Source organism: Microbacterium sp. LRZ72 (assembly GCF_033792225.1).
Classification (GTDB): Bacteria; Actinomycetota; Actinomycetes; order Actinomycetales; family Microbacteriaceae; genus Microbacterium.
This window is the reverse complement of record NZ_JANGEX010000012.1, coordinates 75,839-87,288: the sequence shown is the minus strand read 5'-3', so window position 1 is coordinate 87,288 and position 11,450 is coordinate 75,839. Positions and strand designations below refer to the sequence as shown.

9 protein-coding genes are annotated in these 11,450 nt (G+C 69.9%); 6 read left to right on the top strand and 3 right to left on the bottom strand.

Annotated elements, in window-relative coordinates; translation table 11 throughout:
• The first annotated feature begins 136 nt into the window (after window positions 1-136).
• Window positions 137-1,189, top strand: a complete 1,053-nt coding sequence (locus tag M4I32_RS12075; protein ID WP_319034724.1) for an Ldh family oxidoreductase — start codon at window positions 137-139, stop codon at window positions 1,187-1,189.
• A 3-nt stretch (window positions 1,190-1,192) separates the two neighbouring features.
• A complete protein-coding gene (locus M4I32_RS12070; RefSeq protein ID WP_319034723.1) occupies window positions 1,193-1,618 on the top strand; it encodes a cupin domain-containing protein in 426 nt (141 codons plus the stop codon).
• Between the two features lie 27 nt (window positions 1,619-1,645).
• On the opposite strand, the gene M4I32_RS12065 is transcribed toward M4I32_RS12070, so the two are convergent.
• Window positions 1,646-2,512: an LLM class F420-dependent oxidoreductase gene (locus M4I32_RS12065; RefSeq protein WP_319034722.1), complete on the bottom strand. Its 867-nt coding sequence runs from the start codon at window positions 2,510-2,512 to the stop codon at window positions 1,646-1,648.
• Window positions 2,513-2,551: 39 nt separating this feature from the next.
• Window positions 2,552-5,395, bottom strand: coding sequence for a family 78 glycoside hydrolase catalytic domain (locus M4I32_RS12060; protein ID WP_319034721.1), 2,844 nt, complete (start codon window positions 5,393-5,395; stop codon window positions 2,552-2,554).
• A 181-nt stretch (window positions 5,396-5,576) separates the two neighbouring features.
• Between M4I32_RS12060 and M4I32_RS12055 the strand changes: the two genes are divergently transcribed.
• Window positions 5,577-6,161, top strand: a complete 585-nt coding sequence (locus tag M4I32_RS12055; protein WP_319034720.1) for a carboxymuconolactone decarboxylase family protein — start codon at window positions 5,577-5,579, stop codon at window positions 6,159-6,161.
• Window positions 6,162-6,557: 396 nt separating this feature from the next.
• Here M4I32_RS12055 and M4I32_RS12050 read toward each other — a convergent pair whose 3' ends face one another.
• Window positions 6,558-8,303, bottom strand: coding sequence for an FAD-dependent monooxygenase (locus tag M4I32_RS12050; RefSeq protein ID WP_319034719.1), 1,746 nt, complete (start codon window positions 8,301-8,303; stop codon window positions 6,558-6,560).
• 81 nt (window positions 8,304-8,384) lie between these two features.
• Here M4I32_RS12050 and M4I32_RS12045 point away from each other — a divergent pair, with 81 nt between their 5' ends.
• The 3 genes from M4I32_RS12045 (at window position 8,385) to M4I32_RS12035 (ending at window position 11,344) form a co-directional block, all read left to right on the top strand.
• Window positions 8,385-8,852 (top strand): MarR family winged helix-turn-helix transcriptional regulator, encoded by a 468-nt coding sequence (locus tag M4I32_RS12045; RefSeq protein ID WP_319034718.1) that lies wholly within the window; start codon window positions 8,385-8,387, stop codon window positions 8,850-8,852.
• 97 nt (window positions 8,853-8,949) lie between these two features.
• Window positions 8,950-9,648, top strand: a complete 699-nt coding sequence (locus M4I32_RS12040; protein WP_319034717.1) for a class II aldolase/adducin family protein — start codon at window positions 8,950-8,952, stop codon at window positions 9,646-9,648.
• A gap of 115 nt (window positions 9,649-9,763) precedes the next feature.
• Entirely contained in the window at window positions 9,764-11,344 is a 1,581-nt protein-coding gene (locus M4I32_RS12035; RefSeq protein ID WP_319034716.1) for an arylsulfatase, read from the top strand.
• Window positions 11,345-11,450: the final 106 nt, after the last annotated feature.

Sequence of the window (11,450 nt, the reverse complement as noted above, 5' to 3'; positions counted from 1 at the left end):
TCACGCCTGCCCAACACCACCAACCCGACCCCGATCAAGACCCCACCACCACCGCCCGACCCATCGGTGGATTCGGGTTGAGCGAGCGAAGCGAGACGAAACGACATCCATCCGACCTGATCCAGAGGAGACACACATGCCCACCCCCGTCACCGTCGCTCCCGACGCGCTCGAGAAGTTCATCCGCGACCTCTTCGAGGCCGCGGGAGTCAGCGCCGAGGATGCCGCGACCGCCGCTCCCGTCTTCGTGTGGGCCAACCTGCGCGGCGTCGACTCCCACGGGCTCTCGCGCGTTCCGCGCTACGTCGAGCTCTTCGGCTCGGGGGAGGCCAATGCCAGCCCGACCATCGCCGTGGACGAGACGCGCCCCGGCGTGACGGTCGTCGACGCCGACCGGGCTCCCGGCCCCGTCGCGCTGACCCGCGCGGCGGACATCGCGATCGAGAAGGCGCGGCAGCAGGGCATCGCGCTCGTGGCCGTGCGCGGCACGGTGCACACCGGCGCGATCGGCTACTACGCCTCGCGCATCGCCGACGCCGGCCTCGTCGGCCTCGGCATGGTCGCGGGCATGCCCAACATGGGTTACGAGGGCGCCAAGGGAGCCGCCGTGGCGACCAGCCCCCTCGCCATCGCCGTGCCCGGCACGGGCGCGCACCCCACCGTGCTGCTCGACATGGCCACCGCTGTCATCGCCCTCGGCAAGATCGCCCAGTTCAAGCGTTCCGGGGCGCCGCTGCCCGAGGGGGCCGCGACGACCGCCGACGGCACGCCGACCACCGACGCGAACGAGGCCAAGATCCCGCTTCCGGTGGGCGGCGCCAAGGGCTCCGGTCTCTCGCTCATGTTCGAGATGCTCACGTCGGTGCTGGTGACCGCCCCGATCCTGACCGGCTTCCACGGAGGGGCCGAGGGCGGACGCAAGCACCGTCAGAACGCCACCCTCATCGCCATCGACCCCGCGGCGGTCGGCTCGCCCGAGGAGTTCGCCGCGAACGTCGACGCGACCGTCGACACGATCCATGCCCTCACCCCGGCCGACGGTGTCGACCAGGTGCTCGTCCCGGGCGAGCGCGGCGCCGCCACATTCGCCAAGCGCTCCGAGTCCGGCATCCCGGTGGGGGAGAAGCTCTGGAACGAGCTCGTCGAGACCGCCGGCTCGCTCGGCGTGACCGTGCCCGAAGTGGGTTGACGCATGGCGACGATCATCAAGTTCGACGAGATCGAGGTGCTCGATCGCGGTGGCGCCGTGAAGACCTGGCCGCTCATCACCGGCGAGACCAGCGGCGGCACGAACGACCTCGCCACCGGCATCAGCATCTATCCGGTCGGCTCGGGCGCCCCTCTGCACTGTCACAACTGCGACGAGCAGGTGCTCATCCTCGACGGTGAGGGCTTCGTCGAGGTGCATGAGCCGGACGAGGGCGTGATCCGCGAGCAGCTGAAGAAGGACGACACCGCCTACGTGAAGGCCGGCGTGTTCCACCGCTACCAGAACACGGGCGACACCCCGATGCGCATCCTCTGGATCTATCCCGAGGCGTACGTCACACGCACCTTCGCCGACACGGGCAAGACCGTCGAGCACCTCACGGCCGAAGACGCCATGGGCGGGCGCTGACCCCGCACAATCCCGGTCCTCCCGCGCTCAGACCTCGGTCAGGTGCGGGAGGACCTCGGTCGCGAGCCGCTCGGTCCAACCGCGCGGGTCCGGCTTGCGCACGTTCAGCACCGCAAGGTCGATCCCGAGTGCGCGCAGACGCTGCATGTCGGGCAGGAAGTCGTCGCCGAACGGGTCTCGGCGGCCCGCCATCACCTGCTTCTCGATCGCGTCGAAATCGGTGCCGAGGGCGTCGCAGTGGCGCCGGAGCACATCCATCAGATGGGCGACCTCATCGACGTCGGAGGTCGTGAAGTTCACGATCTGCGCGTACTGGGCGCCGATCCGCAGCGTCTTGCGTGGCCCCTTGCCGCCGATGAGGATCGGTGGGTGCGGCTGTGAGACGGGCTGCGGGCGGTTGAGGGTCTCGGCCAGCCCGTAGTGGTGCCCGGCGTACGGGCCTTCGTCCGTTCCCCACATCTGCAGTACGATCTGCACGGCCTCTTCGAGGCGTTCGAAGCGCTCGGAAAGGGGCGGGTAGGCCACTCCCATGGCGGCGTGCTCGCGCTCGTACCAGGCCGCGCCCATGCCGAGCATGGAACGGCCGCGGCTCAGCACGTCGAGAGTCGTCGCGGTCTTCGCGAGGATCCCGGGGTGGCGGTAGGTGACGCCGGAGACGAGCGGGCCCAGCCGGATCCGCGAGGTGTGGCCGGCGAGGAAGCCCAGCGTGGTGAAGGCCTCGAGCATGGGCTCCGAGGCCTCGCCCATCGCCTCCATCTGGAACCAGTGATCCATCACGGTCAGCTGGTCGAACCCGCCCTCCTCGGCGGTGCGGACGGTGTCGACGGCGAGGTCTGCGAGCGTGTGGGGCGCCCCCGGCACGGTGAAATTCCAGAAGTGCAGTCCTGCTCGCATGTTCGTCCCCTCGTGTGATTCGCCGGGTGGGCCGGCTGGTCAGCGGTTCGCGTGCGCCATCGCAAGCGCGCCGGCCACGGCCTCCAATGTCGCATGATCGGCGAAGACGAGCGCGTCTCGGATGCTGCGACCCGGCGTATAGAGAGCGTTCGCTCGCACGGCACGCGGAAGGAATGCGTTCGGCTGCGCCTGGAGCGCGGCGAAGAACGCCGCGTGGGCGGAATCGTCGTCGGCGAGGTCCGCCATGGACGAGTCGAGCGTCACAGGCGCCGCCCCGGCGGGTGGAGCAGCTTCCGCACAATCCCATTCGTATCGCCCATGGCCGACGTCGATCTTTCGGCCGTCTGGCAGGTGCACTTCCGCGGTCGTGTTCGGCGGGACGACAGCGTCAACGCGGATGTGACCGTCGATCCGCGCCCACCCCGACGCCGCGCGCCCATACGGTGTGTCGTGCTCGGCGCGGGCGTGGTCGAGCCGACCCAGCGGCAGGGGGCGGATCCGCAGGCGTCGATAGCCGGGTTCCGCGGGTGCGAGCCCGGCGACAGTCTCGTGCAGCCAGTGCGCCACCGAGCCGAGAGCGACATGGTTGAAGGAGATCATCGCGCCCGGGTTCAGCGACCCGTCCTCCCGCAGTCCGTCCCACCTCTCCCAGATGGTCGTCGCACCGACCGTGACGGGGTACAGCCACGATGGGGCCTCGGTCTGCATGAGGAGCCGTTCGGCGGCGGCCGCGTGCCCCGTCTCGCTGAGCGCGCGGTTGATGACGGCCGTGCCCACCAGCCCTGTGGCGATGCGATATCCATCCCGCCGCACGACGTGGGCCAGCCGGTCGCCGAGTCGCATCCGGAGTGCTGGATCGGGCACGAGGTCGAACGCGATGGTGAGCGCATAGGCGGTCTGGGTGTCGCACATCATCCGACCGGAAGGCGTGACGTAGGTGTCGACGTAGGCACGTCGGGAGGACTCGGCCTCGGTTTCGTAGTGCGCGGCAACGGTGTGCTCGCCGAGATCGCGGGCGATCCTCGATACCAATCGCGTCGTGTGGACGAGGTACGCCGTCGCCACGATGTCGGTGTCGGTGCGGCCGCGCCCGGGAGCGTTCGGGGGCGCGTTCGGATCGAGCCAGTCGGCGAGCTGGCGTCCACTGGTCCAGAGCGCGTCGTCGTCACGCGCCGCGAGCATGACGTCCACATATGCGCCCATCGCGGGAAAGAACTCGCGGAGGAGTGCCGTGTCCCCGGTGGAAGAGGCGAGGACGTCGGGAATGATGGCGATCGCATCGCCCCACGCTGCCGTGGGGCCTCGATCGGCGAAGTCGGGGATGACGTCAGGGGCGAAAAGGGGCACGATGCCGCCTGCGCGGCGTTGCTCCAGCGCGAGATCCCGAAGCCACGAGACGAAGAACGCCTGCGAGTCGTACAGGAACGCCGCCGTCGGCGCGAACAGCTGTGTGTCCCCGGTCCAACCGAGACGCTCGTCTCGCTGCGGGCAGTCCTGCGGTATCGACAGGTAATTGCCGCGCATCGTCCACACGACGTTCTCGTGGAAGCGGTTCAGTCGCTCGTCCGAGGAACTGAACCATCCGGTTCGGCGCATGTCGGTGTGCAGGACGATCGCCTCGACGGCGGTGGGGTCGAAAGCCTCGGTGCCGCCCGGCCAGCCCTCGATCTGGGCGTAGCGGAATCCGTGGAACGTGAATCGCGGTTCCCACTCCTCGACGCCGCCGCCCGACAGAACGTATTCGTCGGTTGCGGCCGCGAGCCGAAGCGGGCGCAGCGCCAGCTCGCCGTTCTCGAGGACCTCGGCGTGGCGGAGCGTGATCTTCTCGCCTCGTTCGCCGTCGACCCTGATCCGCAAGCGGCCGACGAGGTTCTGGCCGAAGTCCAGGATGAGCGAACCGGCCGGCGAGGTCAGCACCTCGCTCACCGGCACCGACTCGATGCGCCGGACCGGCGGCGAGACCCGCGCCTCGGGAGTCGGCCACTGTTCCGTGCTGGCGCGGACGGCGGCCCACCCCGAGGCGTCGAAATCCGGTTCGGTCCACCCCTGCACGGTCGCTCGCGCGTCGTGGCGCTCGCCCCCATAGATGCCGCTCTCGGTGGTCCCCGGGTCCGGGATCGCGCGCCAGTCCTCGTCCGTCGCGACGATGGCGTGCGTGCCGTCGGTGAACTGCACGTGCAGCTGCCCGAGCAGGAACGGCTGGTCGCCGTAGAAGCGCGTCGGGGGAGTCAGCACGTGGTACTCCTCGGTGAACCACGCCCCGGCGAGCCGCGCGGCGAGCACGTTGCGCCCTTCACCGATCAGCGCCGTGACATCGATGGTGTCGTGCACGACGCGCAGCTGGTAGCTCGTCCACCCGGGCGCGAGCACCGCATCATCCGCAGGTGTGCCATTGACGTTCCAATCGGCTGCTCCGAGCGCGCTCGAGTAGAGCACCGCACGCTGCACCGGGCGGTCGACGTCGAAGACCGTTCGCAGAAGGGCGGGGCGAGCCGGTGCGTCCGCGGCGTGGAGGCCGACGGGCCGTGCGATCCATCGGTCGGCGAAGCCCGCCGCCACCTCGAGCGGTTCGCTCCACTCCGTGAGCGTTCCCTCGTGAGAGCACGCGCGCACATCGACATGGACGACCGCGCCGGCGTCGAGGGGAGCGAACGGCCAATCGACGAGCACGCTGTCCCGCCCCTCGAGCCGGACGACATCGTCGCCGCACCGCACATCCGCCCACGCCTGCAGCCACCCCGGCGGAGCGTCCTCCACCCGCCACGTCAACCGCGGAGTCGGCGACGCGACCCAGGGGGCATCGTCGCGCAGTTCGGCTCTCAGTGTGGAGATGCGTGCAGGACCGTATCCGGGATCGGCCAACGGTGGGGACGACGTCGTCATGCAGGCTCCTTCGTGGCGCGGTGCGATTTCGCAGGCTGGACAACATTCAAGCTATGGCACGGGTGCGTACGCCCGGTGCACGATTACGTTGCCCGGGCGGGACTGCCGCCGCCGACCGCCCCTGCCTAGCCTGACGGGAGTGGGGCGCTTCCGCGCCGGAACCAGAGCGAGGAGCACACCGATGAGATTGAACGTCATTCCACGGGAAGACATGACCGAGCGCCAGGGCGAGCTCGCCGACCGCATCATCGCCAAGCGCGGCAAGATCGGCGGGCCGTTCAAGGTGTGGCTGAACAGCCCCGAGCTGTGCGACCGGGTCGAGGCGCTCGGCGCGTTCGTCCGCTTCGACTGCAGCCTTCCCGAGCGCATCCGCGAATACAGCCTGCTGGTGGCGGCGCGCTACTTCGACGCGCAGTTCTCCTGGAACGCGCACGTCGACAAGGCGATCGAGACCGGCGTTCCGGCCGAGGCCGTCGAGGCGCTCGCGACGTGGCAGGAGCCGGAGTTCGGCGACGACACCGAACTCGCGACCTTCCACGAGCTGGCGGTCGAGCTGCTGACGACGCACTTCGTCTCGGATGAGATGTTCGCCCGCGCGCGCGACGTCTTCACCGACCAGCAGCTCGTGGACACCATCGGCCTGCTCGGCAACTTCACGATGCTCTCGATGTGCCTGAACATGTTCCAGGTCGACCTGCAGCCCGACCGCACGCCGCCGTTCCCCGATGTGCGCGGGTACGAGAAGGTCGTGCCGGCCACGACCTGATCATCAGCCGCACAGGCGAAGCGGGAGCCCCGTTCTTTCAGACGGGGCTCCCGCTTCGTGTCGGATGCGGGTGACGTCAGTCGGTTTCTGCGCCCTGGCAGTAGTCGCAGGAGTCGTCCTCGCAATACCAGGTGAGTCGATGGATGCGTGCCATCTCGATCTCCTCGGCGTTGGGGGATGGGAATCGGCGGAGCGACGGGGTCATCGCAGATCGCGGGTGTGATGCGGTGCGCGGCGGGTGTCTGCCGGCGAGAGCGGGGGCCGCGAGTGGCGGCCGAGCGTCAATGATCACACGCCGCACCCGGCGATGGAATCCTCTGCCGTGCACACGAAGATGTCGACGCGTGCACGGATGCGGGCGGTCCACCGGTCACCCCGGTCCCCGTCGCCCGAGCGTTATGCGCCCGGCTGTGCCAGGCACGCGCGCAGGACGCGGGTCAGCTCCGCTCGTGGATCGTCGCTGCCGCCCTCCGAGCGCCACGCCACGTGCTGATCCGGTCGCACGAGCACGCACCCTCGCTCGCCGATCTCTGAGACGTCCGCCCATTGCGCGTACAGGTCGGCGATGTCACCGCCGTGACCGATGCGGTGAGCGGCGATCGGCACGCCCGTCCGCGCGGCGACGGCCTGCGCGGCATCCACCCACGCTCGACCGCGCGCGCGGGTGAGCAGCGTGAACTGCTCCGGTCCGCAGAGATCGAGCGTCGACACGGTCCGGCCCGCCCGTCCCACCCAGCAGTGCGGCACCCGGGCGCCGGGGCGGCTGGTCGGCTGGTAGAAGAGCCGCACATCGCGCTCGGGCTCGGGTGCGGCGCTGCCGTCCCCGATCACGGCCGCCGAATCGTAGACCTGATTCATCTCGGTGCCGTGCGCGTGATAGGAGTAGATCTTCGACCGCTTCGCCGCCTCGAAGTCCTCGCGACGTCTCTCGCCCTCGTCCGAGTCCGCGAAGAGCACGTCGAATTGGGCCTGCCGCTCCGCCGGCGCCGCGGCCGGGTCCACGCCCAGAGCGCGCACGACCGCGGGGTTCTGGTGCCACCCGGCGATCGCCCGGTCAACGACGTTCTGACCCACGGGCTGCCGCTCGGCCGTGTAGGTGTCGAGCAGGGCCGTCCCGGCGTCCCAGCGCAACACCGCGGCGAGCTTCCATGCCAGATTGAAGGCGTCCTGGATGCAGGTGTTGCCTCCCAGTCCGTTCATCGGGGGATGCCGGTGCACGGCGTCGCCCGCGCACAGCACGCGACCGGTCTGGTAGCTCTCGGCGATCACGTGGTTGATGCGCCAGGGGTACATGCCGATGATGCGCACGTCGACCGCGTCGTCCTGGATGATCTCGCGAACCGCCTGGACGAGCTGGTCCTCCGTCAGCGTCGTCACGCTCTCACCCAGGTGCACGAAGCCGACGATCCACTCGTTCCAGGGGCGCACCATGCGCAGCATCGCGTTGCCGACGGCGCCCTCGCGTCCCGGCTGGAAGACCCAGAAGATCGAACCCGGCCGGTCGGCGAAGTAGGGCGAGAGGTCGGCCTCGAAGTGCACGTTCAGCGCGGGAGCCAGGCCCGACGTCCCCACGAGCGGCAGCCCGATCGCGGCGGCGACCGGGCTCTGCCCCCCGTCGGCGCCGATCACGTACCGCGAGCGCACCGAGAACTGCGCACCGGTGATCAGATCGCGCAGCCGCGTCGTCACCCCGTCCTCGTCCTGTTCGAGCGAGACGAACTCGGTGCGGTACCGGGCCACGACGCCGCGTCGCATCGCCTCGCCGACGAGGATGGGCTCGAACCGGTCCTGCGGCAGGTCGCAGCCGCGGCCGGGGCTGGCGGCGTACTCGCCCGCTCGCGCCGGATCGTTGCCCCAGGTCCACATGCGACCGAACTCGACGCCGTTCACGGCGGTCATCATGACGTGGTTGGCCATCTGATCGCCCGGAGTGGCGGCCTCATAGCAGGGCTCTTCCAGGTCGATCGCCCGCATGACCTCCATGGTGCGCTGGTTGACGATGTGGGCGCGCGGAGAGTCCGCCACCCATCGCGAGCGACTGACCATCATGGTCTGGATGCCGTGGCGCGCCAGCATGACGGCGGCGCTGGCCCCCGACAGGCCGGCCCCGACGATGAGGACCTCGGTCTCGATGCGCTCCATTGCGAACCCTTCTTCGTGATGACGTCGAATCTGATTATCATTTGATAAGCAAACGGGGGCGGATGCAAGACGAGGTGCCACATGAGTGGGAAAGATGAGTTTGCGCGGCTTGCAGACGTCGTGATCGATGTCGCTCGCGAGATGCGCATCCGGGCGGGGGTCGCCGGTCCGGGCGTTCCCCTCACCCAGGCGCAGAGCGCGGTCATGCGGCACGTCCACCGAAACCCGCGCTGCACGCCCTCCCAGATCGCGGCCGCCACGGGGCTCCTGCGCGCGAACGTGAGCCGTGCCCTGGGCGACCTCAGGCGGCTCGGCTACGTCGTGACGACGCGCGGGAGTCGGGATGCGCGTACCTGGGAGGTGGCGCCCACCGAGCTGGCGGAGGGGACGATCGCCCAGCTGCGCGAGGCCTGGGGGGCGCTGCTGGCCGAGGCGTGGGCCGGACGCCCGACGCACGAGCTCGCCCGCACGCGGGCGCTCCTCGAGGACCTGCACCGGGCGATGGCGGTGCCCGCTGAAGCGGGGCCCGACGGCCGTCAGCGCGAGTGACGCCCCGGTTCAGCCTTGGTTGCGCTATTGGCCGGGGTGGGACGGCCCCGGCGCGGCGAGGATGATCTCGAACACGCGCACGAGAGGAAGGTCGACGATGACCGACGAAGACACCGACCGGCAGGCCCTGCGGGGGGAGCTCGCGACGGCGACGCGGATCCTCGCCAGGCACGAGATGATCGGCATGTTCGGCCACGTCAGCGTGCTGACCGACGATCCGACGCGATACCTGCTCTGCCCAGGAGCGGGCCGGCGAAAAGACCGGTGCCGTCCCGAGGACGTGCTGGAGCTCGGCCTCGATGACACCTTCGACCGCGGCCGCCCCCTCGAGCTGTACATGCACGCCGAAATGCACCGGGCCAAGCCGCACATCCGCTCGCTCGTGCACGTGCACTCGCCCAACCTCACGGCGCTCGCCGGCCTGGCGGAGCCGCCGGGAGAACTGCTCATGATCCACGCCAGCTTCTGGCCCGAGCGGATCCCGCTCTGGGAGCGCCCCGAGCTGGTGACCGACCATGACGCCGGCCGCGAGCTGGTCGAGGTCATGGGCGACTCGGCGATCGCGCTGCTGCGCTGGCATGGGGCGGTCATCGCGGGCCGCACGCTCAAAGAGGCGGTCTTCCGCACGGTGCTCGCCGAGTACCACGCCGGCATCCTGCTCGCGGCTCTCGCGACCGGCCGGCCCATGGCGCCGGTGGAGGTGCCGCGGGCGGACCTTTACGCCAAGGTGCTCCCCGCCGCGACGCACGAGATGAACTGGGCGTTCGAGAGTTCATTCGTCGAGCTCGACGGGTAGGCGCCGGCGCAACGGGAGGGGCGGGGCGAGCGGTCCGTGCAGACTATTCGTGCATCGATGAGCGGGCGGCGGCCGCGAGACTCGAGGCACGAATGAACCGCGAAGGAGCACCCCCATGCCGGCACGCACCACCGACCGTCCCGACGTCATCGTCATCATGGCGGACGACCTCGGCTACTCCGACCTCGCCAGCTATGGCGGCGAGATCCCCACGCCGAATCTCGATCGCCTCGCCGACCGGGGGGTGCGGCTCTCGAGCTTCTACACGACACCGCGATGCAGCCCCACGCGTGCGTCGCTGATGACGGGCCGCCACTCCCACGACGTCGGCATCGGCGTGCTCACCCGGCCGATCGGATACCGCGGCTCGCTCGATGCCGAGGTACCCACGCTCGCGAGCGTGCTGCACGACCAGGGATACGCGACCAGCATCACGGGCAAGTGGCACCTCTCCGCCGATGTCTCGGCGCCGAACGAGACCTGGCCGACCCGCCGCGGCTTCGATGACTTCTACGGCATCCTCGGCGGGGGGACGAGCTACTTCAACCCGCGTGCGTTCTACCGCAACGAGGAGGAGATCGAGGTCGACGCCGCCGACGACGCGTTCTACCTGACGGATGCCTTCACCGAGCACGCCCTGGAGTTCATGCGGGAATCAGCGGCGGCGCAGAACCCGTACTTCCTCTACCTGGCCTACACGGCTCCGCATTGGCCGCTGCAGGCGCCCGAGGGTGACCTCGCACCGCACCGGGGGGCCTTCTCGGAGGGCTGGGATGCCGCTCGTGCCGGGCGGGCCGCACGCCAGCGCGAGCTGGGGCTGTTCCCCCGAGACGTCGAGCCCTCTCCGCGGGATGCCGACGAGCCGGCGTGGGAGGACGCCGAGGATCGCGCGTGGCAGCAGTCGCGCATGGAGGTGTACGCGGCGCAGATCGGCGCATTGGACCGCGGCGTGGGCCGCCTGCTCGACGAGCTCGAGGCATCCGGTCGCCTGGACGACACGCTCATCCTCTTCCTCTCCGACAACGGAGCGGAGGCGGAGGAGCTGACCGTCGGCCGATTCCTCTCGCCGCATGTGACGCCTTCGGAGACCCGTGACGGACGCCCCGTGGCGATCGGGAACGACCCGAGCATCGAGCCGGGACACGAGGACACCTTCACGAGCTACGGCCGTCCCTGGGCGAACGTGTCGAACACCCCCTTCAGGCTGTACAAGAAGTGGGTGCACGAGGGCGGAATCGCCGCCCCGCTGATCGCCTCGTGGCCGGCCGGGGGCGTGGGTGGCGCGCGTGGCGGATCGGTGCTGCACGATCCCGCGCACGTCGTCGACCTGCTGCCCACCGTCCTCGGCGCGACGGGAGCGCCGCTGCCCGACCGGCTGGCGGGGGAGGATGTGCTCGACCTGCTGCGGGGCGGCACGGCATCCGAACGCCCCCTGTTCTGGGAGCACATCGGCAACGGCGCGATCCGTCGCGGCGGTTGGAAGCTCGTGCGTGAGGACGGCAGCGACTGGGAGCTGTACGACCTGGAGAACGACCGCACCGAGCTCGACGACGTCGCGGCGCAGCACCCGGAGCTCGTGGAGGAGCTCGCCACCCAGTGGCAGGAGTGGGCCGATGCTCACGGCGTCATCCCCTTCCCGGACCTGGTCGCCGAATACACCTCGCGGGGCATGAAGCCCTGGCTCGCCAAGTCGTGAATCGGCATACAAGGGGCACGGCACGCGAGGTTCGCGGTCGATTCACGGCGTGCCGACAGATCATGCACGGTTAGGTTTCCACTCTCGATCCGGCCGCGCTTGTAGC

Excerpts from the sequence above, each read along its gene's own strand:
- M4I32_RS12075 (WP_319034724.1), top strand. The coding sequence starts at position 137 with ATGCCCACCCCCGTCACCGTCGCTCCCGACGCGCTCGAGAAGTTCATC.
- M4I32_RS12070 (WP_319034723.1), top strand. The coding sequence starts at position 1,193 with ATGGCGACGATCATCAAGTTCGACGAGATCGAGGTGCTCGATCGCGGT.
- M4I32_RS12065 (WP_319034722.1), bottom strand. The coding sequence starts at position 2,512 with ATGCGAGCAGGACTGCACTTCTGGAATTTCACCGTGCCGGGGGCGCCC.
- M4I32_RS12060 (WP_319034721.1), bottom strand. The coding sequence starts at position 5,395 with ATGACGACGTCGTCCCCACCGTTGGCCGATCCCGGATACGGTCCTGCA.
- M4I32_RS12055 (WP_319034720.1), top strand. The coding sequence starts at position 5,577 with ATGAGATTGAACGTCATTCCACGGGAAGACATGACCGAGCGCCAGGGC.
- M4I32_RS12050 (WP_319034719.1), bottom strand. The coding sequence starts at position 8,303 with ATGGAGCGCATCGAGACCGAGGTCCTCATCGTCGGGGCCGGCCTGTCG.
- M4I32_RS12045 (WP_319034718.1), top strand. The coding sequence starts at position 8,385 with ATGAGTGGGAAAGATGAGTTTGCGCGGCTTGCAGACGTCGTGATCGAT.
- M4I32_RS12040 (WP_319034717.1), top strand. The coding sequence starts at position 8,950 with ATGACCGACGAAGACACCGACCGGCAGGCCCTGCGGGGGGAGCTCGCG.
- M4I32_RS12035 (WP_319034716.1), top strand. The coding sequence starts at position 9,764 with ATGCCGGCACGCACCACCGACCGTCCCGACGTCATCGTCATCATGGCG.